We start from the raw sequence: 25,535 nt of genomic DNA, 5'->3' as shown, positions 1-25,535 counted from the left end.
TAAGGTTTAGGGTATCAAACTTTAATTGGCGGCCCGTGCTGTGCAAGGTAACCGGGAATCCCCTAGAGGTGGGGTTGTCGGGCCCTGCCACAGGCGTGCTCGCGATTAGCGTGGAGCTGAGCCCGACCTCGACACAGGAGTGAAGCGATGGCCAGGATTGTGGTGTTCGGCGCGACCGGGTACGCCGGCGGCAAGATCGCCGCCGAGGCGGAGGGGCGTGGCCACGACGTGGTCAGGGTGGCCCGCAAGCCCGGCGCCGGGATCACCGCCGGGTCCGTGCACGACGAGTCCTTCGTGCTGGACGTGGCCAAGGGCGCGGACGCCGTCGTCGTCGCGGTGCCCGCCGCGCCCGCGGACGGCAAGGGCCTGGCCGACGCGGTTCCGGCGCTGGCCAAGACCGGCGCGCGGATCGGTGTGGTCGGCGGCGCGGGCAGCCTCCAGGTCGCGCCGGGTGGCCCGCAGCTGGTGGACACGCCCGGATTTCCCGCGTTCGCCAAGGGTGAGGCGCAGGCCCACGTCGGGGTGCTCGAAGCCCTGCGCGCCCTCCCGGACGACGTCGACTGGTTCTACGTCAGCCCTGCGCCCGCGTTCGGCTCGTTCAACCCGGGCCAGAAGCTCGGCCGCTACCGCGTCGGCGGCGACCAGATCATCGGCGACAACATCAGCGGTGACGACTACGCGCTCGCCTTCGTCGACGAGCTGGACAAGCCCGCCCACCGCCGCCAACGCTTCTCAGTGGCTCACTGAGGCAGCACGACCGAAACCACCAGACCCCCGCCGTCCCGCGGTCGCGCGGTGGCCTCGCCGCCGTGCGCCCGCGCGACCGAGCGCACGATCGACAACCCCAGCCCGGCGCCCTTCGCGGTGGCCAGGCGGTCGGTGGCCAGCCGCCGGAACGGCTCGAACAGCGCCGGGATCTCGTACTGCGGCACCACCGCGCCGGTGTTGCTCACCTCGATCTCGGCCCGCCCGTCTGCCCGGGTCCGGCTGACCACGTGCACCCAGCCGCCGGTGTTGTGCCGGATGCCGTTCTCCACCAGGTTCTGCACCAACCGCTCCAGGAACAGCGCGTCGCCGGTGGTCATCGCCTCACCGGCGTCGGCGCGCACCTCGATCCCCGCCGCCTCGGCCTCCGCGGCGGTCTGCGCGACCACGTGCGACACCACGTCGGCCAGGTCCACCGGCCGCCGGTCCAGGATCTCGTTCTCCGAACCGGCGAGCAGCAGCAGCCCGTTGATCAGCCGCTCGTGCCGGGTGTTGATCTCCAGCAGCGTCTCGCCGAGCTGCTTGACGTCCGGTGACGCGGTTTTCCGGTGCATCGCCACCTCGACCAGCGAACGGCTCACGGTCAGCGGGGTCCGCAGTTCGTGTGACGCGTTGGCGACGAACCGGCGCTGCCCGTCGAACGACCGGTCGAGCCGCTCGACCATCGTGTTGAACGCCCCGGCCAGGTCCTTCACCTCGTCGTCCGGCCCGCGTAGGGCGATGCGCTCGTGCAGGTTGCGGTCCGCGGCCGGGGCGGTGGCGATCCGCCGCGCGGTGTTGGTGACCTGGTGCAACGGCACCAGCACGCGGCCGGCGACCAGCCACCCGAAACCGGCGGCCAGCCCGCCGACCACCAGCAACGCGATGCCGCCCTGGGTGAACAGCGAGGTCGCCGCCGCGTCGCGGAGCTGCTTCTGCTGGTCGTTCATCCACTGCTCGGCACCCGCGCCGGTCAGCATGTCGCCGTTGCCGGTCATCACCACGAAGTGCTGTTTCCTGGGCTGCGCCGGATCGGGCGGCAGCTGGGTTTTCGCGAGCACCTTCGGCCCGGTCAGCTGCTGGTTGAACAACGCGTACGTGACGCCGAGCAGCACCAGCCCGGCCACCAGGAACAACCCGCCGTAGATCAGCGTGAGCCGGGTTCGCAGCGTGACCCGGCGCGGGCGCAGGCCGGTCACGGGATCCGGTATCCCACACCGGTCACCGTCTCGACCACCGAAGGCTCACCGAGCTTGCGCCGCAGCTTCAGAATGGTCAGCCGGACCACGCCGGTGAACGGATCCACGTGCTCGTCCCAGGCTTTTTCCAGCAGAAGCTCCGCCGAGACCACGGCCCCGTCGGCACGCAGCAATTCGGCCAGCACGGCGAACTCCTTCTTGGACAACGGCACGTAGTGGCCGTCGCGGAACACCTGGTGGCGCGCCGGGTCGAGGCTGATGCCCGCGCGGCTGAGCACCGGCGGCGCGGCGGGCCGGGACCGCCTGCCCAGCGAGTGCACCCTGGCGGCCAGTTCGGGAAAGGCGAACGGCTTGGTCAGGTAGTCGTCGGCACCGAGCCCGAGGCCGTCGACGCGGTCGGTGATCTCGGTGGCGGCGGTCAGCATGAGCACCCGGGCCGAGGCCGCCGAGCCGACCAGTTCGCGGCACACGTCGTCGCCGTGCACCACCGGCAGGTCGCGGTCGAGCACCACCACGTCGTAGGCGTGCACGCCGATCCGCTCGAGCGCCTGACCGCCGTCGTAGGCGATGTCCACCGCGTGTGCCTCGTCCCGCAGCCACTCCGCGATCGCGTCCGCGAGCAGCGGTTCGTCCTCGACCACCAGCACCCTCATCCGCGCATGATCCCCGATCGAGGTGTTTCGTCGCCGTTAGCGAACGTGGAAACCGCCTGGAAACGGGTGCCGGAGTTGCATGCCTCCCGACGATTCAACCGACTGGAGGACCCGATGCGACGGCTCACCCTCGGCGCCTTTGCCGCGCTGACCCTGCTGCTCACCGCGTGCGGTGCCGACGACGGCGGGAACCAGGTGGCCTCGGCGGGGCAGCCGGCCACCGGTGCCCCGGCCAGCGCCGCGCCGGACGCCGACAAAGGCGACCTCGGCGTGAAGTTCGCCCAGTGCATGCGCGAGCACGGCGTGGACATGCCCGACCCCGAACCCGGCAAGGGCGTGCAGCTCAAGGTGGACAAGAACACGCCGAAGGAAGTGGTGGACAAGGCGCAGGAAGCCTGCCGCGAGTTCAGCCCGCAGGCGAACGGCAAGGCGCGCCCGGAAATGCAGGAGAACGCCCGCAAGTTCGCCGAGTGCATGCGTGCCAACGGGGTGGAGGCGTTCGCCGACCCCGACCCCAACCAGCCGGGCATTCGGATCACCCCGGAGATCGGTGAGGACCCGGACTTCGAGAAGGCGCAGGAGGCCTGCAAGGACATCATGGCGCTGCCGGAGGCCAAGTGATGCGGCGGAAGGTCGCGGCCGGGGTGGCCGTGGTCGTGGTGGCCGGGGCGGCCACGGCGGGCATGCTGGTGTTCACCCAGCAGCAGAGTCAGGCCGGTGACACCGCGGCGAGCGAACTGCCGCCCAGCACGGCGAAGGTGTCGAGACAGACGCTCAACGATTCACGCGAAGCCGACGGTGAACTCGGTTACGGCACCACCACGACGATCAGCAACCGGCTGCCGGGCACGCTCACCTTCGTCCCGGACGGCGACGCCAGGATCGCCCGCGGCCAGCCACTGTACAAAGTGGACGACAAGCCGGTGAGCCTGCTGTACGGCTCGATGCCCGCCTACCGCGATCTCGCCGACGGTGTGGAAGGGCCGGATGTGCGTCAGCTGGAGGAAAACCTGCGTGAACTCGGCTACACCGGCTTCACCGTGGACGACGAGTTCACCTCGGCCACCGCGACCGCGGTGACGAACTGGCAGGAGGACCTGGGGCTCGACGAAACGGGCGTGGTCGAACTCGGCCGCGTGGTGTTCGCGGACGGCGAGGTGCGGGTGGACACCGTCGAGGCGAAGCAGGGCGAACCCGCGGCGCCCGGCCAGAAGGTGCTGTCCTACACCGGCGTCGAGAAGGCGATCACGGTCGAGTTGGAGCCCGCGGATCAGCGGTTGGCCAAAAAGGACAGTGAGGTGCGGATAGAACTGCCCGATGGCAAGGAGATCGCCGGCCGGGTGGACGAGGTGTCCACGATCATCCAGCCGGGCGACGGGCAGAACCAGGAGGCCTCGACCAAGGTGGAGGTGATCGTCGGTTTTGACGACCAGCAGGCCGCCGAGTCCTACGCACTCGCCTCGGTCGATGTCACCTTCACCGCGGACAAGCGCGAGAACGTGCTGACCGTGCCCGTGGCCGCGCTGCTCGCGCTGGCCGAAGGCGGCTTCGGCGTGGAGGTGGTCGAGGGCAGCACAACCCGTTACGTGCCGGTGAAAACCGGGCTGTTCGCCGACGGCCGCGTGGAGATCACCGGGGAAGGACTGGCCGAAGGCACCGTGGTGGGGGTGCCGAAGTGATCTCGCTGACCGACGTGAGCAAGCACTACCCGGGCGGGGTCGCCGCGCTGAGCGGGGTTTCGCTGCGGGTGGAGCAGGGGGAACTGGTCGCCATCGTCGGGCCGTCCGGCTCGGGGAAGTCGACCATGCTGAACCTGCTGGGCACCCTGGACCGGCCGACGTCGGGGGACGTGCACATCGACGGCTACGACGTGGCGAGGCTGTCCGACGCCAAGCTGTCCGTGCTGCGGGCGCGCCGGATCGGGTTCGTATTCCAGCAGTTCCACCTGGCCGCCGGAGTGTCCGCTTTGGACAATGTCGCGGACGGCCTGCTGTACACCGGCCTGCGCGCGGGGGAGCGGCGGCGGCGCGCGAGCGCGGCGCTGGAGCGGGTCGGCCTGGCGCACCGCATGGACCACCGCCCGCACGAGCTGTCCGGCGGGGAGCGGCAGCGGGTCGCGGTGGCCAGGGCGGTGGCCGGGGACCCGCCGCTGCTGCTCGCCGACGAGCCGACCGGGGCGCTGGACACCGCGTCGGGGGAGGGCGTGATGCGGTTGATGCGTGAGCTGAACGCGGCGGGCACCACGGTCGTGATCATCACGCACGACCGGGACATCGCCGCGTCGCTGCCGCGTCAGGTGCGGATGCGGGACGGCAGGCTGGTGGACTGATGGCGGACGTGCTGGCACCCGCGCGGATGTGGCCGCGGGACGTGCTGAAGGTGGGCGCGGTCGGGTTGCGGACGCGGCCGATGCGGGCGTTCCTGTCCGCGCTGGGCATCGCGATCGGGATCGCCGCGATGGTCGCCGTGGTGGGGATTTCCTCGTCGTCGCGGGCGGAACTGGACAACACGCTCGACGCGCTGGGCACGAACCTGCTCACCGTCGGGCCGGGGACCACGATGATGGGGGAGCAGGCGCAGCTGCCGCTGGCGTCGGAGGCGATGACGGAGCGGATTTCGCCGGTGGAGTCGCTGTCCGCGGTCGGCCGGGTCGAGGACGCGAAGGTGTACCGCACCGACAAGATCCCGGAGTCGCAGACGAACGGGCTGTCCGCCTACGCGGCCCGCAGCGACCTGCTGCCGACGATCGCGGGGCGCGTGCGGAGCGGGACGTGGCTCAACGACGCGACGGGTTCGTACCGCGCGACGGTGCTGGGCGCGGTCGCGGCCGAGCGTCTCGGCATCACGCAGCCGGACACGCAGGTGCTGATCGGCGGTGAGTGGTTCACCGTGATCGGCATTCTCGAACCGGCCGAGCTGGCCCCGGAACTGGACGCGGCGGCCCTGGTCGGCTGGCCGGCGGCCGAGGCCGCGTTGTCGTTCGACGGCCACCCGACGACCATTTACACGCGCTCGCAGGAAACGCAGGTGGAGGCGGTGCGCGCGGTCCTCGGTGCTACGGCGAACCCGGAGGCGCCGAACGAGGTGGAGGTCTCGCGGCCGTCGGACGCGCTGGCCGCGAAGCAGGCCGCGACGGAGGCGTTCACCGGGCTGCTGCTGGGCGTGGGCGCGGTGGCGTTGCTGGTGGGCGGCGTGGGTGTCGCGAACACCATGGTCATCTCGGTGCTCGAGCGGCGCGCGGAAATCGGCCTGCGCCGGTCACTGGGTGCCACCCGGGGCCGGATCCGAAGCCAGTTCCTGGCCGAGTCGCTGCTGCTGTCCGCTCTTGGTGGTGTCGGCGGCGCGGCCCTCGGCGCCGCCGTCTCGGTCGGCTACGCCTTCTCCCGCGACTGGCCCGCCGTCATCCCACCCTGGTCCCTGGGCGGCGGCATCGCGGCCACCCTGCTGATCGGCGCACTGGCCGGGCTCTACCCAGCCATCCGCGCGTCCCGCCTGTCCCCGACGGAAGCACTGGCCACCCCCTGAAAACGCGGCGGGGCCGCCGGAGCGACGGCCCCGCCGCGACCCCCAGTGCCCGGGTGTATTCGGTGTTGCTGGTGACCGGTTCGCCCGCCGCTGTCCGGCCCCCTCGGCCGGGCAGCGGTTTCGGCTCGGCGGCGTGCTTGCACCCGCCCGCTAGCATGTCTTCGACCTGGGTGCGCAGCGCGACGTCGCGTGCGTCCAGCTGAACCTGGTCCACCGCGTTCCTCCATGGTCGGCTGGAAAACCGAAGCTAGTGCGGGTGATGGAGGCGCGGTGCCGGTCGATCAACCCACATCGGGTGGTCCCGCCGAGCGGGAGGTCGAGCGGGTCGGCCGCCGGTACGCGGTGGTGGTGCGGACGGCCGTGTTGCTCTCGGTCGCCGCGCTGACGTTGCTGACCGTGCCACTCGAACGATCCGCGCCGGTGGTGGTCGCGCTGGCGCTGTGGAGCGCCTTCTACTGGACCCGCGCGTCCAGGGTGCTCGCGCTCGACACCGCGGTCATCGCGCTGGTTTGCCTTGGGGCGCGGTGGATCGACCCGGTCGTCCTGCTGCACGACAGCACGAGCTGGGTGCTGGTCGCGGTGTCCATCACCGCCGTGTGCCACCAGTGGCTGTGCGAACCGATGCCGGGCCTGGTGCTCACGTTCGTGCTGATCGCGGCCTATCTCGCGGGATCGGCGATCGCGGATCCGGCTGGGTGGACCGCGTCGCTGCCGCTCGGGCTGTGGACGCTGGCGGAAGCCGGACTGTCCCGTGGCCTGCGCATCCTGGTGCGTCACGCCGGCCGGGTGGTCGACCGCGGGACGGCGGCGGGGGAGCGCGTGCGCCGCGAGGCCGAGATCGCCGCCGCTCGCCGTGCCGACGAACGCGAGCACCTCGCCACCATGCACGACACCGCCGCCGCGACCCTGCTGGCGGTCGGCACCGGCATGGTCACCGGCCGCGAGCCGTGGCTGGCCGAGCGTGCCGCGCGTGATCTCGAGGCGCTCTCGGGTCGCGCGGAACTGCCGGAAGGCCAGGTGGACCTGGTCGAAATGCTCGACGAAAGCGCACGGCACCGCCCGGTCGAGGTCGAAATCCGGGCCACCGGGCCGATCCGGCTCCCGGCGGCACCGGCCGTCGCGTTGTGCCGTGCGGTGGGTGAGGCGCTGGAGAATGTCGCACGCCACGCGGGTGTCGATTCCGCGGTGATCAGCGTGCGGCATGAGTTGAACGCCGTTTGCGTCGAAGTTTCCGACCGTGGCAAGGGATTCGACCCGGCGTCGGTTCCCGCGCACCGGCACGGGCTGTCAGGGTCCATTGTGGACAGAATGGCCGAAGTCGGTGGCACGGCACGGGTGCGGAGCACGCCCGGCCACGGCACGACGGTCCGGCTGGAGTGGGCGCATGGCTGAACTCACCGTGTCCAAGCTGTTCCGCGGCCTTCGCCTGGCGACGTTGCTGATCACCGCGGTCACCCTGCTCGGCCTGAACCTGCCGCTGCTGCTGGCCAACGCCGAGGTGTACCACTCGTTCGCGGTGGAGGTCGCCGCTTTTGCCGTGCTGAGCGGGATTCTGGCTTTCGCGGGCTGGCGGATCTGGCGCGACCGCCCACTCGGCCGGTCGCGCTGGCCCGCGCTCGCCGCGGTGTTCGCCGCGTCGGCGGCCGCGGTGTTCGCCGTGCCAGCGGAACTCGTGGTCACCGAAGCCGAATGGTCCTACGGCACGATCGGCTGGTTCTGCCTGCTGCTGCTCGCCGACCACCGGTTCGCCGCGGTGTTGCTGGCCTTGGCCGCGCACCAGGTGTTCAGCTTCGGGCAGTTGATCGTCGTGGGGCAGAGCGACCGGCTGACGCTGGCGAGCCTGGCGACCGTGGCGATTCTGGTGCTCGGCTACCAGCTCACCGTGGCCGCGGCGACGGCCGCGCTGAGCCGGATGGCCCGGATGGCCCAGCGAACCGCCGCGCAGGAGGAACGCACCCGCACCGCCGAGGCCGTCGCCGACCAGCTGCACCGCGATCGCCGTGCCCGCTTCGAGGAACTGGCGACCACCACCGTGCCGTTGCTGGCGCGGCTGGCCGCCGGAACCCCGGTGCGCGACCGCGCGTCCTACGCGGTGGAGGCGGCCAGGATGCGCCGCCTGTTCGCCGAAACCGACGATGTCGACGATCCGCTGCTGCACGAGCTGCGTGCCTGTGCGGAGGTGGCCGAACGCAAGGGAGTCACGGTGTTCCTCGGCACCTTGGGCGAACGGCCGGAGCTGCCCGTCCCGGTTCGCCGCGCGCTGACCGAGCCGGTGGTGGCCTGCCTCGCCGCGACCGTGGCCGAGGCCAGGGTGACCGTGCTGGGCGCGCCCGGCACCGCGACCGTCAGCGTGGTGACCGACGCGCCACCGCCCGCGCCGCTCGCGTCGGCGGGGCCGGTCGCCGTCACGCATCGCGAATCCGGCGGCAAGCACTGGGTGGAGGCCGTGTGGACGACGAACTGATCACCGCGGTGGTCATCGACGACCACCCCGCCATCGTCAGCGGCATCGAAGCCTGGTGCGCCGCCGCGACACCGGAGGTGCGGGTGGTCGACTCCGGCCCCACGGTCGCCGTCGCCTGGCTCGATCCCGGCAGCCAGGCCGACGTGATCGTGCTCGACCTGCAACTGGGTGCGCCGACCCCGGCTTACGGTGATCTCCGCAGGCTGGTCGACGCCGGGCGTCAGGTCGTGGTCTACACCATGCGCGACGACAAGGACACCGCGCTGACCTGCCTCGACATCGGCGCGTCGAGTTATCTCACCAAGGCCGAGGGGCCCGCGCACCTGGTCGCCGCGATCCACGCCGCCGCCAGGCACCTGCCGTACACACCGCCCTCGATGGCCAGGGCGATCGGCGTGGACACCCGGCCCGACCGGCCGCGCCTGAGCGCCCGCGAAGTGGACGTGCTGGTCAACTGGTTTGCCTGCGAGTCCAAGGACATGGTCGCCGAAAAGCTCGGGCTCTCGGTGCGCACGGTGAATTCGTACATCGACCGCGTGCGGATCAAGTACGCCAACGCGGGACGTGCCGCGCCGACCAAAGCGGGCCTGGTCGCCCGCGCCATCCAGGACGGGCTGGTGCGCCTCGAAGACCTTTGAGGCTCAGGGCGCGTCGAGGGCGTGGCGCAGCTGGGACAACCAGTCGAGGTGGCCGCGGATCGCGACGTGACCGGTTTTGGTCAGCCGGAACCAGGTCCGCGGCCGACGGCCCACCGAGCCTTTGCGCACCTCGAGATAGCCGGCCTCTTCGAGAGTGCGGCTGTGCTTGGAGATCGCGGAGTCGCTCACGCCCAGCATGTCGCGCGCGGTGGCGAAGTCGACCCACTCGGCGCCCTGCAGCAGCGCGCACAGCGCCAGCCGTGGCCCGGTCTCGAAGATCGGGTCCCGGCCCGTGCCCGGTTCGGTCACAGCCGGACCCGGCCGGCTTCGATGTCCCGGTACATCGCGGACCGGGTCTTGACCTGCGCGACGAACACGACGAGCGCCACGACCGGGAGCACCAGGAACGCGAGCCCGCGCTGCCCGTGCTCGACCAGCGCGTAGATGCCGGCGAACCCGGCCAGCGTGACGCCGATACCGACCAGCCAGCTCGGCCGGGCGCTGGGATACGCGCTGATCCGTTTGGCGAGGTGGACGCCGGAGCGGCGGCGACGGGCCCACGAGTAGATCGCCGACCCGATGCCGATCGCGGCGATCGCCCAGGTCACGTAGGTGCTGTCGGCCGGGCGCAGCCACGTCATCCAGATCGGCAACCCCGCGAGCAGCACCAGCACGACCCCGTAGAACACCCAGTAGGCGACGGGAAACCGGGCGTGGGCCGCAATCCGGCGACGTGCTTCGGCGACTTGGTCCAGCTCAGACCGGTCAGGCATGACCTTCCTCCGTCCCGCAACTTCTTTCCATACGGAAAGCGTACGCGACTCGGAAAGTAGATGCCAATCGTGATCGTTGGGCTGGGCGTTGCCGGTCACGTGCCGGGCCGAGGCGGTGTCGGGCCTGGCAGGCTTTCGCTCACCGGATGCACCCCTCGCGAGGAGCGAGATGCTCCCTTCGCCAGGAGAGGCGGGGCCTTGCCGGATCCCTTCCCTGCTCGATCGCGATCCCCTGGCGAGCCACCGCGATCCCCTGGCGAGCCTGTGCCCGGGTGGCTGGGCCACCGAATCGGCGTCGGCCAGGCTGGCTGACCGCGGCCGAGCAGGGCCGGCTGCTAGGCGGGCCGAACGGGCCTGGGGTGGCCTGGTCGGCGCGGCCGAGCAGGCTGGTTGCCTGACTCGGCGCCAGCCGAACAAGCCGGTCCAGCAGATCAGTCGAACAGACTGGTTCACCGGATCAGTCGAGCAAGCCGATCCAGCGGGTCAGTCGAACTAGCCGGTCCGGCGGGTCAGCCGAGCAAGCCGGTCCGGCGGATCGCCGAGCAAGCTGGTTCACCGGGTCGGTCGAGCAAGCCGGGTTCGGCGGGTCGGTCGAGCAAGCTGGTTCGGCGGGGCAGCCGAGCAAGCCGGTCCGGCGGGGCAGCCGAGCAAGCCGGTCCGGCGGGGCAGCCGAGCAAGCTGGTTCACCGGATCAGCCGAGCTAGCCGGTCCCGTAGATCAGCGGCGCGTCCTGTGGCCGGGCGGTATTCAGTTGTCGAGTTTTCGGAAGAAGGCACGCACCTCCTCCACAAACAGGACCGGCTGCTCGAGCGCGGCGAAGTGGCCACCGCGGTCAGGCTCGTTCCAGTACACGATGTTCGTGTATCGCTTCGCGGCCCAGCGGAGGGAAGGGCGCGGGGTTTCCCGTGGGAACAGCGAGCAGCCCGTGGGCACCTCGACCGCATCGGTGGTGGCCGTGGTGAACCACTCCCGCACCTGGCGGATGCTCTCCCAGTACAGGCGCGCCGACGACGCGCCGGTGCCGGGCAGCCAGTAGAACATCACGCTGTCCAGGAGTTCGTCCTTGCTGAGCACGTTCTCCGGATGACCACCGCAGTCGGTCCACGCGCGGAACTTCTCCACGATCCACGCGCACAGCCCGACCGGCGAGTCGACCAGGGAATAGCCGATCGTCTGCGGTTTGGTGGACTGCTCGGCGGAATAGCCGTCCTCCCATTCGCTCGCGTGCCGTAGCGCGTCGATCGAGGCCTGCTCGGCTTCGGTGAGGTCGTCGAACGTGTCCGGATCGGGCGCGGCGATCGGTGGCATGAGGTGGATGCCGATCAGCCTGTCCGGCGCCTGCTGCGCCATGCTCGTGGTGATGCTGGTGCCCCAGTCGCTGCCCTGCGCGCCGAAGCGCTGGTAGCCGAGTTCGCTCATCAGCCGCAGCCACGCCCCGGCGATCCTTTCAATGCCCCACCCCGGCTCGGCCGGCTTGTCGCTGAAGCCGAAACCCGGGATCGACGGGCACACCACGTGGAACGCGTCGGCGGGATCCGGCGGATCGGTCAGCGGCTCGATCACCTTGAGGAATTCGACGATCGAGCCGGGCCAGCCGCTGGTCAGCACCAGCGGCACGGCGCCGGGATGCGGTGAGCGAACGTGCAGGAAGTGGACGCCCAGCCCGTCGATCTCGGTCTTGAACTGCGGCAGCGCGTTGAGCCGGGCCTCCACGCGCCGCCAGTCGTACCCGGTGGCCCAGTATTCGCACAGCTCACGCAGGTAGGCCAGCGGCACGCCCTGCGACCAGTCGCCGACCGTTTCCGCCTCCGGCCAGCGCGTGCGCAGGAGGCGGTCGCGGAGGTCGAGCAGCTCCGCTTCGGGGATGTCGAGCCGGTAGTGCATCACGTCGGCGACGATAAGCGGGTGCCCCGACAGTTTGGCGTTGGTAGCGTCGGGCGGTGCCTTCGCCCACCTTCGTGGAGCACCGGTTTTTGGTGCCACTGAGCCATAAAGAGCCCGACGGAGAAAAGATCGAGGTCTTCGCGCGCGAGGTGCGCTCCGACCGTGACCGGCCGTGGCTGCTGTACCTGAACGGCGGTCCCGGCTTCCCGGCGCCGCGGGTCAACGGTGACGAAGGCTGGCTGCGCCGGGCACTCGATGACTACCGCGTCCTGCTGCTCGACCAGCGCGGCACGGGCCGGTCCACCCCGCTCAACCGGCACACGCTCACCAGCCTCGGGCCCTACCTGGAGCACTTCCGCGCGGATTCGATCGTGCGGGACGCCGAGCTGATCAGGCACACGCTCGTGGGCGACGAGCCGTGGTCCGTCCTGGGCCAGAGTTTCGGCGGTTACTGCACCGTGACGTACCTTTCCATCGCGCCGGAGGGCCTGCGGGAAGCCATCATCACCGGCGGCCTGCCCGGCGTGCAGGCTGACGCGGATGCGGTGTACCGGCAGTTGTACCCGGTTGTGGCGGCGAAGATCGCCGCGCACTACGAACGCTTCCCGGGTGACTACGACCAGGTCAGAAGGATCGTGCAGTACCTGCGCGGCCGCGAGGTGCGGTTGCCGGGAGGCCGTGTACTGACCGCCGACGCGTTCCGCCTGCTCGGCAATCTGCTGGGCGCCAGCACGGGCAGCAGGCAGTTGCACTACCTCGTGGAGGACCCGTTCTGCGCGCGTCAGCTGTCGGACGCCTTCCTCGTGCAGGTCGAGCGGGAGCTGTCCTGGGCGAGCATGTCGCCGATCTACGCGCTGCTCCACGAAGCGACGTACGCGCAGAACGGCGTGACCGGCTGGTCGGCCGAGCGTGTGCGCGCCGAGTTCCCGGACCTCGATTTCCTCGGCGAGATGATCTATCCGTGGATGTTCGACAACGATCCGTGGCTGCGGCCGTTCCGCGGACTGGCACACGACCTCGCGCAACGGCACTGGCCCGCGCTGTACGACCTCGATCGCCTGCGGGCCAACGAGGTGCCCGTCGCCGCCGCGATCTACGCCGACGACATGTACATCGCGCGCGACCTGTCGCTGTCCACGGCCGAGTTGATCCGCGGCCTGCGACCGTGGCTGACCAGCGACTACGGCCACGACGGGCTCCGGGTGAGCAACGGGGTCGTACTGGATCGGCTGCTTAGACTGCTGGCGTGAGGGACGAGCGGGAGCTGGGGAGCGCCTGGACGAAGTACCAGCGCCACGCCTTTCCGCGCCCGTCGCCGGAGGTGGCGCGTTATGTCGATCGGTACTGGGTCGTGTCGTGGGACTACGAGACGCCGTACCGGCAGCTGATCGTGCCTTATCCGAACGTGCACCTGGTGTTCAACCGCAGTGGTGGTGCCTATGTGACCGGTGTGTCATCCGGGCACGTGATCCGCGTGCTGGAGGGTTCGGACGGCGTATTCGGCGTTGCCTTCCGCCCGGGTTGCTTCCGGCCTTTCCTGGGACGGTCGGTGTCCACGCTCACGGACACGACGGTGGATGTCGCCGAGGTATTCCGCGAGCCGATCCCGAACCCGCTGACGGTGGAAAGCGTCGAACAGTTCCTGCTGGCGCAATTGCCCGACCCGGACCCGCGAGCCGATATCGCCGCGGATGCCGTCAGCATGATCATCGCAAAACCCGAGATCACCAGGGTGTCCTTGCTGGCGGACGCGCTCGGCATGAACGCGCGGACCCTGCAACGCCTCTTCGCCGAACACGTCGGCATCGGGCCGAAGTGGGTGATCCGGCGGTACCGCCTGCACGAGGTGACCGAACGCCTGGCCGCCGGCGCGGAAATCGACTGGGCGGCGCTCGCCGCGGACCTCGGATACGCCGACCAGGCCCACTTCACCCGCGACTTCAAAACCATGTTCGGCGAATCCCCCACCCACTACGCCGAACGTTACTGATCGACGCAACGGGCGCGGCGTCCGATTTCTGGCCATTTTGCTGGCCAGTAGTGGCGGTAATAGCCACTTTTTGGCCGTTTTCCGCAGGGTGCCGCGACCTACCATCGACGACGTGTCCGGCTACAAGTGGGATCTGTTCATCAGCTACAGCCGTCACGGCAGCGTGCAGAAATGGTTGCTGAACCACTTCTACGAGAAGCTGTGCGAGTGCCTCGCTGACGAGTTCGAACCGTTGCGGGTGTACATGGACCGCGAAATGCCGCGTGCCGTGCACTGGCCGTCCAACCTGCAGGACGCCCTGCTGCACAGCAAGATCATGGTCCAGTTGCTCACCCCGCCCTACTTCAAATCGCCATGGTGCCTGGCGGAGATGCAGAGCATGCAAGCTCGGGAGGAGGTGCTGGGCTTGGCGGGGAACGGGATTTCGCAGGGCCTGATCTACCCGATCCTGTACGGGGACTCGGAGAACTTCCCGATCGAGGCCAGACAGCGGTCGTGGCACGACTTCAAGGACGTCGCCTACCCGGACCCGGTGTACCAGCAGAGCACCGATTACAACATCTTCCACCGCAAGGTCAAGGAGCTGGCGAGGGATCTGACGCAACTGGTGCGGCAGGTGCCGGAGTGGCAGCCCGGCTGGCCGATCATCGAAAAGCCCGAACCCGTGCTCATGCCGACACCACCGTTGCCGAGGTTCGTATGACCGGGACCGTGATCACGTTCTATTCGTACAAGGGTGGCGTCGGGCGCAGTTTCACGCTGGCCAATGTGGCCGTGCTGCTGGCGCGCTGGGACTACCGGGTGCTCGTCGTGGACTGGGATCTGGAGGCGCCCGGGCTGCAATACTATTTCGCCGATCAGCTGTCCGAAGAACCAGAGCGCGGAGTAGTCGATCTCGCGTACGAGTTCCTTGCCGGGCAACGGAATCCTGGTTCGCACGCGGTCCGGGTCGAGGTCGAGGGCGGCAGGCTCGATCTGCTGGCCGCCGGACGAGTGGAGAACGGCAAGCTGGACAGTTCCTACTCGGGCCGGATGCAGGCGCTGAACTGGGAAGACCTGTACCAGCAGGGGTTCGCCGCCTTCCTGGAGCGGTGCCGCGCGGAGTGGACCGAGCAGTACGACTTCGTGCTGATCGACAGCCGCACCGGGGTTTCCGACATCGCGAGCATCTGCACCGCGCAGCTCCCGGACCGGCTTGTGGTGGTGTTCACCGCCAACGACCAGAACCTCAACGACGTGGTGGACGTCGCCCGGCGCGCGGACGAGGCCAGGGACCGGCTGCCTTACGACCGGCCGCGGCATTCGGTGCTGCCCGTACTGTCCAGATTGGACAATCGGGTGGAGTACCAGCGGGCGGAGCAGTGGCAGCGCCGGTGCGCCGAGGTGGTCGCGCCGTTCTTCCGCAACTGGCTGGTGAAAACCGTCTCCGCGGAGATGATGATGCGGCACCTCACCGTGCCGTACGTCTCGTACTGGAGTTTCGGCGAGCAGTTGCCCGTGCTGGACGAGATCGTGCCCAAGGCCGACCAGATCTCGTTCGCGCTGGAAACCGTCGCGGCGGTGATCGCGCAGGGTTTCGACCGCACCGACGTGCTGGCCGACAACCGGGACGCCTACGTGGCCGCCGCCCGTGACCGGCGCCGGGAGTTCGAGCTGGACCTGCTGGTGTCCAGTCCACGACGGGCGATGCGGACCGCGACGGAGCTGGTCGAGGAGCTGCGCCTACGTGGCTTGCGGGCCGCCTGGTCGTCCTCCGGCGATCCGGAATTCCTCGACGAGGCCGTCCAGCCCGCCAAGCACCTGTGCCTGATGGTGGACGGCGAGCTGAGCCGCTGGCAGGCGAACGAGGCGGAGGGCTTCCTGCGGCACACCCTGGGGCCGGAAGGCGGTCAACGGCAGCTGTTCTGCGTGCTGGCCAAGGGGACCGATCGCGAGAAGCTGCCGGGTTTCCTGCGGAGCCTGCGGCACCTCGAATTCCTGCCGGGCGCGCCGCCGGTGCGGGTGGCGCGGGAATTGCACGACCTCATCGAGGCGGTCCCGACCGTCGAAGTCGGGCCGGGGCAGGAGGCGCTGGAGAGCGCCGCGTCGGCGTTGCGCGGGCTGCCGCCCACGCTGCCGTACGCCGACCGGTTCGCCTTGGTCCAGGACACCGTGCGCGGCATGTCGGCGGCGCTGGACGAGGGAGACCTGGACCTGCTGCTCGACCGGTCGACGGACCTGGCGCTGCTCGGGAAGGCGCACGCGAACGGTGACGGGGTCGCCGCGCCGGAGGGCCTGCTTGCCGAGGTGGGTGTCCTGCTCGCCCGGATCGATCGACGGATCAACGCGTTCACCGACTGAAAGGCGGGGAGAATGCCGGAGAAGTACTCACCGAGCGCGAGAGCGGCACTGATGGCGCTGTTGCTGGCGGGCCGGGAGGTCCCCAACACCGTGCTGGTGAAGGAGCACAAGGTCAAGCTCGGTCCCAAGGACCGCTGGAAGCTGAACAAGGCCGAGCTGCTCGAGACCGATGAGGATGTTCGGCCGTTCGTGCACCGGATAACGGAAAAGGGCATCGAGTGGTGCATGAACGACCTCGTCGAGGGGGAACTGCCGGCGAGGTCGGGCCCGCAGGCGCGGCTGCAGTTCGACGTGCTGAAACGCCTGGTCCACTTCCTGCGGCAACGCGGGTTGCTCGCCGAGGCGTTGCGCAGCGGGGATCTGGAGTCGCTGATCCGTGAGACCTACCACGCGCTCTCGGAGGGACCGCAGGACTGGATCCGCCTGGCGCGAATCCGGCCGAAGCTCAACGGCGCGGCGAAGTCCGAAGTGGACGAGGTGCTGCTGGAGATGATCAAGACCGGAACGGTGCACCTGGCCCCGGATTCCAACCGCAAGGTCCTGACCGAGGCCGACCATGAGGCGGCCATCCGGGTGGGTGGCGAGGACAACCACCTCATCACGATCGAGGAATCATGACCGAGCACTTACGCGAGGCCTTGGCGGTATTGCGTTTCAACTCCGTCGAAACCCCGGACGATGTTTGGCAGGCGCCTCCGTCCCACATCGAGGGGCTGCACGTCAGGGCTGAACACCGCATCAGGGCAGGCATTGAGGATGCGAGGGCCAGTACCGGGCCGAGCCCGGTAGGCCTGGTGCTGCAAGGGCGGAAAGGAGTCGGGAAGACGCATCTGCTGGGCTCGGTGCGGCGCATGGTGCAACGCAAGGGCGGCTACTTCTTCCTGGTCGAGCTCACCACGGGCGAAGCCTTCTGGGACGACCTCGCCGAGGCGATGCGCAGCGAGTTGCAGCGGACCAACGACGATGGTGATTCCCAGCTTTCCCTGTTGCTGCGGCAGTTGTGCACGGGCGCGGCCGTGCCGGAGGAGGTCGGCCGGGCGATCGCCGGCGAAGCGCCATTGACGCCGGATCATCTGCGCATCCTGCATCAGGGGTTGCGCAAGGTGGACAGCCGGATCGCGGTGGAATGCGGCGACACGATCAGGGCATTGGCGTTGTACGGCTCGGACAACGCGAATGTCGGCCTGGAATATCTCCAGGGCCAGCCAGGGGAGAAGGACGATCGTCGGCACTGGGGCATGCAGCACCGGTCGAAGTCATCCAGGGTGCTCGTGCGGGACATCTCCCGTGTTCTCGCGATGACCGGGCCGTGTGTCATCGGTGTCGACCAGCTCGACACCCTGGTCAACAAGGGCCAGGACGCCATCGAGGACAAGGTGACGAACGCCGAGCTGATCCAGGAGATCGCGCTCATCTCGGACGGGTTGATGGCCCTTCGCCAGTCCACCATGCGGACGCTGACCATCGTGGCGTGCCTGCCCAACACCTGGATGCAGTTGCAGTCCATCGCCAGCGACACGGTGGCCGATCGCTTCACCACGACACCGGTCCTGGGGTCGATCAGCGACCCCGAGCTGGGGCGCAAGCTGGTGGAGAAGTGGCTCGGGGTGATCTACGAGCGCAACGGCATCACCCCGCCCCACTCGACCTGGCCGGTGTCGCCGGAAGCGTTCGGCAAGGCGTGGCAGGCGCACACCCCGCGGCAGTTGCTCAAGCGCATCCACGCGCACGCCGAAGCGTGCCTGTACGGCGAAATCCGGGAACTCGGCTCCTTCGACGAGGAGATCCCCGAGGTGGTGGCCGTGCCGACGGGGCCGGAACCCGCCTACTTCGCCGACTACGACAACCGGTTCAAGCGCATGCGCGAGAAGGCCGACGTCACCGCCGCCGACATCACCAGGGAGAACGAGAACGAGGTGGTGCCACCCCTGCTGCTGGCCGGGGTGAAGTCCTGGATCACCGAGGTGGGCAACGACGATCTGCGGTGGCATCCCGAGCCGTTGCCGGACGACAAACGGTTGCACGCGGGCCTGCGCCGGACCGTGAACGACGCGCTCGACACGCAGGAGCACTGGTCGTTTCGGCTCATTTCGGAAGGCCACGGCACCACGGTGCTCCACCGGATGCGCAACGCGCGTGACGCGGCAGGCGTTCGCTCCGGCACCGACGACCGGCACCTGGTGCTCATCCGCCGGGGTTCCCAGGGCTGGTCGGGGCCGACCACGAAGAAGGAATTCATCGAGCTGGAACGGAAAGGCCTGGTCCGGCGGGTCGACGTGACCGACGACGACATCCGGACGTTCAGCGCGCTCAAGGAGATGCTGTCCGCCCAAACCCATCAGTTGCTCACCTGGCTGGTGGCGCGGAAACCGGCGAGCAGCACCACCTTCCTCCGGGAGATCCTGCCCGGCAACGGCGAAGCCAAGGCCGGGCACCAGGAGACGAGGCCGCCGCCGGAAAAGCCTAAACCCGGGGAGATCGCGCTCGGCATGGACGGGGAGATCCGCATCGAGCTGGAGTCGCTCCGCAAGCACGCCATCGTGTTCGCCGGCTCCGGGAGCGGCAAAACCGTGCTGCTGCGCCGGATCGTCGAGGAATGCGCGTTGCGCGGCGTCTCCGCGATCGTGCTGGATCCGAACAACGACCTGGCCAGGCTCGGTGACGCCTGGCCCGAACCGCCCGCGGACTGGCGGCCGGGGGACGCGGACAGCGCCGCCGACTACCTGGCCAACACCGAAGTGGTGGTGTGGACTCCCGGCCGGGCGAGTGGGCGGCCGCTCAGTTTCCACCCGCTGCCCGATTTCGCAGAAGTGCGCCAGGACGCCGACGAGTTCGCCGCGTCGGTCGAGGCGGCGGTGGCGCGGTTGGTACCGCACGCGCGGGTGGCCAACGGGTCGAAAAGCGCCGTCCGGGGCCGGGCCGTGCTGCGTGAGGCGCTCACCCACTACGCGCGCACCGGAAAGCGGGACCTCACGCAGTTCATCGAGGTGCTCGCCGAACTGCCGGAAGGGGTGAGCAAGCTCAACACCGCCGCGGCGACGGCCGCCGACCTGGCCGAAACGCTGCGGGCCGCCACGGTCAACGACCCGCTGCTCGCCAGCCCGGCCGAAGCGACCGACCCGGCCGCGCTGCTCGCCCCCGCCGACGGCAAACGGGCGCGGATCTCGGTGATCAGCTTCATCGGACTGCCGTCCGAGGAGCAGCGGCAGGGGTTCGTCAGCCAGCTCCAGTGGGAGGTGTTCGCCTGGATCAAGCGCCACCCGGCGGCCGACCGGCCGCTCGGCGGGCTGTTCGTGATGGACGAGGCGCAGACCATCGCCCCGTCCGGGACCTGGACCGCCAGCACGCAGAGCACCATCCTGCTCGCCTCGCAGGCCCGCAAGTACGGGCTCGGCCTGCTGCTCGCCACCCAGGCGCCGAAGGGCGTGCACAACCAGGTGGTCGGCAACGCCACCACCCAGTTCTTCGGCAGGCTGAACAGTCCCGCGCAGATCGCCGCGGCGACCGACATGGCCAGGGCCAAGAACAGCTCCATCGGGAACATCTCCCGGCTGGAGCGGGGGCAGTTCTACGTCACCGGGGAGAACTTCGGCTTCCGGCGGATGCGGGTGCCGCTGTGCCTGAGCCACCACCCGCCCAGCCCGCTGCGCCTGGAAGAGGTGCTGGAACGGGCTCGCGCCGCACGCTGAACACCGCGCCCCTCACCACGGGAGGTGAGGGGCGCGGTGGCGTCCGGGCTCAGCGGACGGTGGCCGTGACCACCGTGTTGATCCGCTGCCACAACGCGGCGAACAGGTCCTCACGGCGATAGGTGCGCGGCTCGCCGGTGCTGCGGCCGAGCACCGAGAAGTCGTGCAGTTCGAGCATCGGTGAACCGGCTTCCGTGCTGTACACCGGGCGCGCCCAGCCGTTGCTGCAGACGCTGCCCGCGTCGTGGCGGCCCACCACGAAGTTGATCGTTTCGTCGCCGCCGATGCCACCGCGCTGGATGTCCAGTGCGTACACCGTGTCCCCGGCCCGCTCGACCCGGACGCTGATCCGTGAGTCGCCGAGGTGCACGGTGCCGACAAAACCCGTTCGCTCCAGGCCCGGCATGGCCGCGGTGAGCTGCTCGCCGAGGTAGCGCATGGTCGCGTTCTGCTCGGCGTACCGGCTGAAGGTGGCGGGAACGGCCGGTGCCGGGGCGGTTTCCCGTGCCGTGGCCACCACTTCGGCGACCGGTGCGCGGTCCGCGCCGGAGGTTTCCGCGGCCTCGACCCGCCCGGCGAGCGCTTCGGTCAGCTGGTCGGCCCGGTGCTCGATGAGGCGCAGGTAGCTCACGTGCGGGTGCAGCAGTTCCGACGGCACGGTGAAATCGCCGACCAGCACCGGGAGCACGTGCTCGTTCCCCTGCTTGACCGCTCGCAGCATCGCCGCGGTGAAGTCGTCCACAGTGGACACGAAGGGCAGGAAGAAGCGCACCCGCGCGTCCGGCAGGTCGCCGCCGTCCTTGTGCGCCCACCACTCGTGCGTCTGGTCGGGCCCGTGCAGCACGGTCAGCCCGCGCTGCCGGCAGGTCTCGACCACCTCGCCGACCGCGGACCGCAGTTCCTCGGCGAAGGACACGGCGACGTCGTAGGTCGCGTTTTCACTCATAACCCAGCCTTCCTGTTCATTCCGGCCACCGGCTCGGCGCCGGTGTGCGCGCAGCATTCACCGCCGGTGTCGACCAGAAGTGGACCAGCGGTGGATCGCCGCCGGTTTCCCGTTTCCCACCACACCGGGAAACGGCAAATATCTGTCGGCGCCGTGCTGCGCTGATGAATCCTCGAAGTGGGTGCCGAACCGGACGGTCAAGCACCCGAAATCACATTTCCCATTCCCGTGGAGGATTCGCCATGCGCAAGAACATGTCCGCTTTTGCCGCCGCCACCGCGTCCGTGCTGGCGATGGGCTGCCTGCTGGTCGCCGGGGCCGGCAGCGGCGCCGCCACCGACGACCCGCCGCCGCCCCCGGTCACCACCACCAACCCGCCGCCGGACCCCGACGGCAACCCGTGGCACGACTGAGGCCGTCCGGCGCACCCGGCCGTTCGCGGTATTCCGCGCCACGGCCGGGTGTTTACCGGGAGCGTTGTGAAGTGGTGTACTCGGAGCAAATCGGAGCAGGAGGCTTTGGTGGCCGGAACATTTGGGGAACTGCTGCGCGAATACCGCACCGCCGCCGGTTTGTCGATGGGCCAGCTGGCCGGGCGCATCCACTACAGCAAGGGTTATCTGAGCAAGATCGAAAACGGGCTCAAGCCACCACACGAAACCATGGCCCGGCTCTGCGACGGCGTGCTGGACGCCGGTGGGGCGCTCGTGGCGGCCGCGCGTTCGGCGCGCGACCAGGCCGTCACGCTCGACCGCCGCCAGGTGCTGGTCGCGGGCACGGTGCTCGGCGTGACGCTGGCCGGTGGCCCGCGGCCGGTGCCGGACGAGCGAGTGCTCACCGGGATCCGCACCTCGTTCGAGCACCTGCGTGAGCTCGGCACGCAGACGAGCCCGGTGGTGGTGCTGGAATCGCTGACCGCACAGGTCCGCACGGTGTACGCGCTGGCCGCCGAAAACCCCGAACCCGCCAGGTCACGACTGCTGCTGCTCGCCGCGCGGATCGCCGAGTACACCGGGTGGATGAGCCAGGAAGCCGGTGACGACCAGCGTGCCCTCCTGTGGACCCGGCGTGCTTCGGAACTCGCGGCCGCGGGCGGTGACCGCGAGATCGCGAGCTACGCGCTCGTCCGGGAGGCCGGGCTCGCGCTCTACCGCCAGGACCCGATCGCCACGATCGACCTGGCCAGGCAAGCGCAGTTGAGCGGCAGGCCCAGCACGCGCACGCTGGCGCTGGCCGCGCGCCGGGAAGCGCAGGGCCACGCGCTGGCCGGTGATCGGGCGGCCTACGAGCGGGCGCTGGACCGGGCCGTCGAACTCCACGGCTCGGCGGCCCAGGACACGCGGGCGTATCCCGTGCTCGGCTCGACCGCGCCCGGTTCGGTGGAACTGGCCAGGGGCTGGTCGCTGTACGACCTGGGACGACCCGCTGAAGCGGCCGCCGTGCTGGACCGCGAGCTGGCCCGGCTGCCCGCGTCGTCCCGTCGTTCCCGGGCCCGGTTCGGCGCGCGCCGGTCGCTGGCCCACGCGTTGTCGGGCGAGGTCGACCAGAGTTGCCTGACCCTGGCCGAAACGCTCGAAGACGCGGCACACGTCGATTCGGCCACCGTGCGGACGGATCTGCGTGAGCTGGCCAGGACCTTCGGCCGGTGGCACAACCACGGTGCGGTCCGCGAGGTGTACCCGGCGCTGCGGCGTGTGCTGCGACAGCAGGGCTGACCTCACCCCGCGGGCGAACAAGCACAGGTCAAGGCCGCGCGTTCCGCTTCGACGTCGTTCGCTTCGGGGAGATCCAGCGCGACGAGTTCGCGCTCGGCCGTTTCCCAGTGCGTGGTCGCGTCCTCGTGCCTGCCCAGTGCGTGCAGTGCCCGCGCGACGCCGTGCTCGGCGTGTGCCCGATGCGTGCGGTTTCCGGTGCTGGTGGCCAGATCCAGCGCCGATCGGTACAGCCGCAGCGCCCCGGCCTGGTCACCTTTGGCGCGAGCGGTCGCGCCGCGGTCGCGGAAGAGCTGGGTCTGCAGGTCGGCGTCGTGCACATCGCGGGCCACCGCGGTGGCCCGCGCCTGGTAGCGCTCGGCCTCGACGAGCTGCCCGGCCGCCCGGTGCACGTTGCCGATGTTCGTCAGCGCGTAGGCCACGACGCAGTTGTCGCCCACCTCACCGGCGAGTTGGTGTGCTTCCCGGTGGTCGGCCAGCGCCTCGGTCAGGAAACCGAGCTTCCGCCGGACCGAGCCCAGGTTGTTGAGCACGTGCGCGAGCGCCTGCACGTGGCCGATCTCGCGCAGGATCGGCGCGGCCGCGCGGTGCTGACGCAACGCGGTGTCCAGCCGCCCGTGCAGTTCGTTGAGGTAGGCGAGATTGCTCAGCGCGTGCGCCTGTCCGCGCAGGTCCCCGACTTCCTCGTACCGCTCCAGCGCCACCTGGAAATGCTTGATCGCTTCGTTGTGCCTGCCGAGTTCCATGGTGGGAATGGCGATCGCGCACAACGTGGCCGCCTCACCGCGCGCGTCACCAAGCCGCGTCCACCGGGTCAGTGCCTGGCCTGCGAGGTCGAGTGCTTCGGTGAGCTTGCCGAGCCGGTTGTGCGCGGTCGCCAGGCGGAGCAGGACGTGTGCCTGGCCGCGGGCGTTGCCCGGATCGGCCGAAACGATCCGCCTGGCGAGTTCCATGGTCTCGATCCAGTCCTCGAACTGGCTGGTGGTGTGGAAGTACCGCCAGATCAGCACGGCCAGCCGCCAGCAGTGCTCCGGCAGTTCGTGCGCGGCGGCGTACCGGATGGCGGCCACCAGGTTGTCGCGTTCGGCGGCGATCCAGGCGATCGCGTCGTCCGCGTTGTCGAAGGTTCGCGCCACCGGGCAGGCCCGGTGCACCTCGGGCAGGCGGCCTCGCTCGAACGGGTAGGCCACGCTCGTCGCGTCGGCGAGGGTGACGAGGTAGAAGTCGAGCAGCCGGCGCACGGCGTCGGCGTGCTCGGACGGCGTGACCGGCGGCTCGGCGGCGGCGAACTCCTTGAGCGGGTCCAGCATCAGGTACCGCTCCGGCGCGAGTTCCTCCAGCAGGCACACCTCGTGGAGTTCGTCGAGCACCAGGCGGGCCTGGCCGAGGGCGCGGTCCGCGAGCGCCGCCGCGCCCGCCACGGTGAGGTGCGGTCCCGGGACGTGGCCGAGGAAACGGAACATCCGCTGCTGGTCTTCGCCGAGCTGCTGGTACGAAACCCGAACCGCGGCGGCGCCCGCCACGTCGTCGGTGTCCGCGTGCCACGGCCCGCTTTCCTCCAACAGGCGGAGCAGGTGGTCCAGCGGCCACCGGTCGTGCCTGCGGAACAACGCGGCCACCAGCCGGATCGGCATCGGCAGGTACCCGCACCGCCGGACCACCGCGAGCACGTCGGCGGCCCGGCCGCGCACCCGCAGCGGACCGGTCAGCGCGCCGAACAACGAGACCGCGTCGTCCGGCGGCAGCGGGGTGAGCCGCAGTTGCTCGCCGGTGTCCGGCTCGCCCACGCGGCGGCTCGTCACGATCGCGAAGCAGCCGGGAGCTTCCGGCAGCAAGGCGAGCACCTGCTCCGCCGAGGCCGCGTTGTCCAGCACGACCATGGTCCGGGTTCCGTACAGTTCCGTCTGGTACAGCGAGACCTTCCGGCCGACCGATGCCGGGATCTGCTCGGCGGGCACGCCGAGTTCCCGCAGGAGCTGGGTGAGCGCGTCGCCCACCGTCATCGGCGGCACGTTCGGCGTGAACCCGTTGAGCCGCACCAGGAACTGGCCGTCGGGAAAGCGAGCCCGCAGCCGGTGCGCGGCTTCGACGGCCAGTCCGGTCTTGCCGACACCCGGCGCGCCGCTCACCCACACGGCGCGGCGTCCGTGGGCGGCGGCCGTCTCGATCGTCTCGAGTTCCGCGGAACGGCCGGTGAATCCGCCCGGCCGGGAGGGCAGGGAACTCGCCGGTTCGCCGCGTTCCGCCCGCGCCGCGATGTTGCGCAGGACGGAACCCGGCTCCATGCCGAGCTCCGCGAGGGCGTGCGCGGTGCTGTTGAAGACCCGGATCGCCTCCACCCGGTCGCCGTTGGCGAGCAGCGCGCGCATCAGCAACTCGGCGAGCCGTTGCCGTGCCGGGTCTTTTCCAACCAGGCGGCGCAACCGGTCGCGCGCCGACCGGTGGTCGCCCGCGGAAAGCTCCAGTTCGGCGAGGTCGCCGACGGTGTCGAAATAGCTGTCGTGCGGGGAAACCACGTCGGTGCCGCCGACCCGGTCGATGTCGATGTCCTCCAGGAAATCGCCTCGCCACAGGTCGACGGCCGCGCGGAACAGCTCGATCGCCCGGCGCTGGTTCCCGTCCCGTTGTGCCTGCTGGGCTTCCGCGCGGAGGCGGTCGAACCGGTGGTGGTCGAGCTGGTCTTCGGAAACGCGCAGCAGGTAGCCGGTCGCCGTGGTCTCGATCTCCACGTCGCCGGCGTCGCGGAACGCCTTGCGCAGCTTGTTGATGTAACCGCGGACGAGGTTCTTGCGCTCGGGGTTGCCCGCCCACACGATCTCGGTCAGCCGCTCGGCGGTGAGCGGCTTGTTCGCGTGCAGCAGGAGCACCACGAGGATGAAGCGCTGCTGTTGGTCTCCCAGCGGCACGAGGGCGTGGTCGTGCCATGCCTCCAGGGGACCCAGCATTCGGAATTCCACTCCGCCTCCCGGTTCGCGAGC

23 protein-coding genes are annotated in these 25,535 nt (G+C 69.9%); 16 read left to right on the top strand and 7 right to left on the bottom strand.

The window, feature by feature from the left end; all coding sequences use genetic code 11:
* Positions 1 to 147 precede the first annotated feature (147 nt).
* On the top strand, positions 148 to 747 hold the full coding sequence (locus A4R43_RS25470) for an NAD(P)-dependent oxidoreductase (RefSeq protein WP_113694612.1): 600 nt from the start codon (positions 148 to 150) through the stop codon (positions 745 to 747).
* Here A4R43_RS25470 and A4R43_RS25465 read toward each other — a convergent pair.
* Both A4R43_RS25465 and A4R43_RS25460 read right to left on the bottom strand, forming a co-directional pair.
* Complete coding sequence (locus A4R43_RS25465; protein ID WP_236808264.1) at positions 741 to 1,943, bottom strand: sensor histidine kinase; 1,203 nt, start codon at positions 1,941 to 1,943, stop codon at positions 741 to 743. The genes A4R43_RS25470 and A4R43_RS25465 overlap by 7 nt on opposite strands.
* Positions 1,940 to 2,596 carry a response regulator transcription factor gene (locus tag A4R43_RS25460; RefSeq protein ID WP_113694610.1) on the bottom strand — a complete coding sequence of 219 codons (657 nt, stop codon included), beginning with the start codon at positions 2,594 to 2,596 and terminating at the stop codon, positions 1,940 to 1,942. The genes A4R43_RS25465 and A4R43_RS25460 overlap by 4 nt, the downstream gene beginning before the upstream one ends.
* 114 nt (positions 2,597 to 2,710) lie before the next feature.
* On the opposite strand from A4R43_RS25460, the gene A4R43_RS25455 reads away from it, so the two are divergent.
* The 7 genes from A4R43_RS25455 (at position 2,711) to A4R43_RS44165 (ending at position 9,223) form a co-directional block, all read left to right on the top strand.
* Positions 2,711 to 3,217, top strand: coding sequence for a hypothetical protein (locus A4R43_RS25455; protein WP_113694609.1), 507 nt, complete (start codon positions 2,711 to 2,713; stop codon positions 3,215 to 3,217).
* Positions 3,217 to 4,275 (top strand): efflux RND transporter periplasmic adaptor subunit, encoded by a 1,059-nt coding sequence (locus A4R43_RS25450; RefSeq protein ID WP_113694608.1) that lies wholly within the window; start codon positions 3,217 to 3,219, stop codon positions 4,273 to 4,275. Before A4R43_RS25455 ends, A4R43_RS25450 begins: the two co-directional genes overlap by 1 nt.
* Positions 4,272 to 4,925 carry an ABC transporter ATP-binding protein gene (locus A4R43_RS25445; RefSeq protein WP_113694607.1) on the top strand — a complete coding sequence of 218 codons (654 nt, stop codon included), beginning with the start codon at positions 4,272 to 4,274 and terminating at the stop codon, positions 4,923 to 4,925. The genes A4R43_RS25450 and A4R43_RS25445 overlap by 4 nt, the downstream gene beginning before the upstream one ends.
* Positions 4,925 to 6,121 carry an ABC transporter permease gene (locus tag A4R43_RS25440; protein WP_113694606.1) on the top strand — a complete coding sequence of 399 codons (1,197 nt, stop codon included), beginning with the start codon at positions 4,925 to 4,927 and terminating at the stop codon, positions 6,119 to 6,121. Before A4R43_RS25445 ends, A4R43_RS25440 begins: the two co-directional genes overlap by 1 nt.
* Before the next feature lie 270 nt (positions 6,122 to 6,391).
* Positions 6,392 to 7,513 (top strand): sensor histidine kinase, encoded by a 1,122-nt coding sequence (locus A4R43_RS25435; protein ID WP_113694605.1) that lies wholly within the window; start codon positions 6,392 to 6,394, stop codon positions 7,511 to 7,513.
* Positions 7,506 to 8,585, top strand: coding sequence for a hypothetical protein (locus A4R43_RS44170; protein WP_113694604.1), 1,080 nt, complete (start codon positions 7,506 to 7,508; stop codon positions 8,583 to 8,585). Before A4R43_RS25435 ends, A4R43_RS44170 begins: the two co-directional genes overlap by 8 nt.
* Entirely contained in the window at positions 8,570 to 9,223 is a 654-nt protein-coding gene (locus tag A4R43_RS44165; protein WP_236808263.1) for a response regulator transcription factor, read from the top strand. Before A4R43_RS44170 ends, A4R43_RS44165 begins: the two co-directional genes overlap by 16 nt.
* A 3-nt stretch (positions 9,224 to 9,226) precedes the next feature.
* Here A4R43_RS44165 and A4R43_RS25420 read toward each other — a convergent pair whose 3' ends face one another.
* From A4R43_RS25420 to A4R43_RS25410, 3 genes are all read right to left on the bottom strand, one after another.
* Positions 9,227 to 9,532 carry a winged helix-turn-helix domain-containing protein gene (locus A4R43_RS25420; protein ID WP_113694603.1) on the bottom strand — a complete coding sequence of 102 codons (306 nt, stop codon included), beginning with the start codon at positions 9,530 to 9,532 and terminating at the stop codon, positions 9,227 to 9,229.
* On the bottom strand, positions 9,529 to 9,996 hold the full coding sequence (locus A4R43_RS25415) for a hypothetical protein (RefSeq protein ID WP_113694602.1): 468 nt from the start codon (positions 9,994 to 9,996) through the stop codon (positions 9,529 to 9,531). The genes A4R43_RS25420 and A4R43_RS25415 overlap by 4 nt, the downstream gene beginning before the upstream one ends.
* Before the next feature lie 747 nt (positions 9,997 to 10,743).
* Positions 10,744 to 11,880, bottom strand: a complete 1,137-nt coding sequence (locus A4R43_RS25410; protein WP_113694601.1) for an epoxide hydrolase family protein — start codon at positions 11,878 to 11,880, stop codon at positions 10,744 to 10,746.
* A gap of 56 nt (positions 11,881 to 11,936) precedes the next feature.
* On the opposite strand from A4R43_RS25410, the gene A4R43_RS25405 reads away from it, so the two are divergent.
* From A4R43_RS25405 to A4R43_RS25380, 6 genes are all read left to right on the top strand, one after another.
* Positions 11,937 to 13,130: an alpha/beta fold hydrolase gene (locus A4R43_RS25405; RefSeq protein WP_113694600.1), complete on the top strand. Its 1,194-nt coding sequence runs from the start codon at positions 11,937 to 11,939 to the stop codon at positions 13,128 to 13,130.
* The gene (locus tag A4R43_RS25400; protein ID WP_113694599.1) at positions 13,127 to 13,870 is read left to right on the top strand and encodes an AraC family transcriptional regulator; all 744 of its coding nucleotides are present in this window, start codon (positions 13,127 to 13,129) and stop codon (positions 13,868 to 13,870) included. The genes A4R43_RS25405 and A4R43_RS25400 overlap by 4 nt, the downstream gene beginning before the upstream one ends.
* Positions 13,871 to 13,982: 112 nt before the next feature.
* Positions 13,983 to 14,573, top strand: a complete 591-nt coding sequence (locus A4R43_RS25395; protein WP_113694598.1) for a TIR domain-containing protein — start codon at positions 13,983 to 13,985, stop codon at positions 14,571 to 14,573.
* A gap of 8 nt (positions 14,574 to 14,581) precedes the next feature.
* Positions 14,582 to 16,210 carry a tyrosine-protein kinase family protein gene (locus tag A4R43_RS25390; protein ID WP_236808262.1) on the top strand — a complete coding sequence of 543 codons (1,629 nt, stop codon included), beginning with the start codon at positions 14,582 to 14,584 and terminating at the stop codon, positions 16,208 to 16,210.
* 12 nt (positions 16,211 to 16,222) lie between these two features.
* Positions 16,223 to 16,828, top strand: coding sequence for a hypothetical protein (locus A4R43_RS25385; RefSeq protein WP_113694596.1), 606 nt, complete (start codon positions 16,223 to 16,225; stop codon positions 16,826 to 16,828).
* 233 nt (positions 16,829 to 17,061) lie between these two features.
* The gene (locus A4R43_RS25380; protein WP_335645102.1) at positions 17,062 to 19,899 is read left to right on the top strand and encodes an ATP-binding protein; all 2,838 of its coding nucleotides are present in this window, start codon (positions 17,062 to 17,064) and stop codon (positions 19,897 to 19,899) included.
* A gap of 49 nt (positions 19,900 to 19,948) precedes the next feature.
* Here A4R43_RS25380 and A4R43_RS25375 read toward each other — a convergent pair whose 3' ends face one another.
* Entirely contained in the window at positions 19,949 to 20,845 is an 897-nt protein-coding gene (locus tag A4R43_RS25375; protein ID WP_113694594.1) for a hypothetical protein, read from the bottom strand.
* A gap of 242 nt (positions 20,846 to 21,087) precedes the next feature.
* On the opposite strand from A4R43_RS25375, the gene A4R43_RS42905 reads away from it, so the two are divergent.
* A complete protein-coding gene (locus tag A4R43_RS42905) occupies positions 21,088 to 21,258 on the top strand; it encodes a hypothetical protein (RefSeq protein WP_162788597.1) in 171 nt (56 codons plus the stop codon).
* Positions 21,259 to 21,366: 108 nt separating this feature from the next.
* Positions 21,367 to 22,560 (top strand): helix-turn-helix domain-containing protein, encoded by a 1,194-nt coding sequence (locus A4R43_RS25370; protein ID WP_113694593.1) that lies wholly within the window; start codon positions 21,367 to 21,369, stop codon positions 22,558 to 22,560.
* A 2-nt stretch (positions 22,561 to 22,562) separates the two neighbouring features.
* Here the strand turns inward: A4R43_RS25370 and A4R43_RS25365 are convergent, their stop codons facing one another.
* Complete coding sequence (locus A4R43_RS25365) at positions 22,563 to 25,502, bottom strand: AfsR/SARP family transcriptional regulator (RefSeq protein WP_113694592.1); 2,940 nt, start codon at positions 25,500 to 25,502, stop codon at positions 22,563 to 22,565.
* Positions 25,503 to 25,535 lie beyond the last annotated feature (33 nt).

Source organism: Amycolatopsis albispora (genome assembly GCF_003312875.1).
Classification (GTDB): domain Bacteria; phylum Actinomycetota; class Actinomycetes; order Mycobacteriales; family Pseudonocardiaceae; genus Amycolatopsis; species Amycolatopsis albispora.
The sequence above is the reverse complement of the archived record's forward strand: the minus strand, read 5'-3'. Positions and strand labels throughout refer to the sequence as shown.

What these genes read in the sequence shown, in the direction of transcription:
- A4R43_RS25470 (WP_113694612.1), top strand. Translation starts at nt 148, where the DNA reads ATGGCCAGGATTGTGGTGTTCGGCGCGACCGGGTACGCCGGCGGCAAG.
- A4R43_RS25460 (WP_113694610.1), bottom strand. Translation starts at nt 2,596, where the DNA reads ATGAGGGTGCTGGTGGTCGAGGACGAACCGCTGCTCGCGGACGCGATC.
- A4R43_RS25455 (WP_113694609.1), top strand. Translation starts at nt 2,711, where the DNA reads ATGCGACGGCTCACCCTCGGCGCCTTTGCCGCGCTGACCCTGCTGCTC.
- A4R43_RS25450 (WP_113694608.1), top strand. Translation starts at nt 3,217, where the DNA reads ATGCGGCGGAAGGTCGCGGCCGGGGTGGCCGTGGTCGTGGTGGCCGGG.
- A4R43_RS25440 (WP_113694606.1), top strand. Translation starts at nt 4,925, where the DNA reads ATGGCGGACGTGCTGGCACCCGCGCGGATGTGGCCGCGGGACGTGCTG.
- A4R43_RS44170 (WP_113694604.1), top strand. Translation starts at nt 7,506, where the DNA reads ATGGCTGAACTCACCGTGTCCAAGCTGTTCCGCGGCCTTCGCCTGGCG.
- A4R43_RS25415 (WP_113694602.1), bottom strand. Translation starts at nt 9,996, where the DNA reads ATGCCTGACCGGTCTGAGCTGGACCAAGTCGCCGAAGCACGTCGCCGG.
- A4R43_RS25410 (WP_113694601.1), bottom strand. Translation starts at nt 11,880, where the DNA reads ATGCACTACCGGCTCGACATCCCCGAAGCGGAGCTGCTCGACCTCCGC.
- A4R43_RS25385 (WP_113694596.1), top strand. Translation starts at nt 16,223, where the DNA reads ATGCCGGAGAAGTACTCACCGAGCGCGAGAGCGGCACTGATGGCGCTG.
- A4R43_RS25380 (WP_335645102.1), top strand. Translation starts at nt 17,062, where the DNA reads ATGGTGCAACGCAAGGGCGGCTACTTCTTCCTGGTCGAGCTCACCACG.
- A4R43_RS25375 (WP_113694594.1), bottom strand. Translation starts at nt 20,845, where the DNA reads ATGAGTGAAAACGCGACCTACGACGTCGCCGTGTCCTTCGCCGAGGAA.
- A4R43_RS42905 (WP_162788597.1), top strand. Translation starts at nt 21,088, where the DNA reads ATGCGCAAGAACATGTCCGCTTTTGCCGCCGCCACCGCGTCCGTGCTG.
- A4R43_RS25365 (WP_113694592.1), bottom strand. Translation starts at nt 25,502, where the DNA reads ATGCTGGGTCCCCTGGAGGCATGGCACGACCACGCCCTCGTGCCGCTG.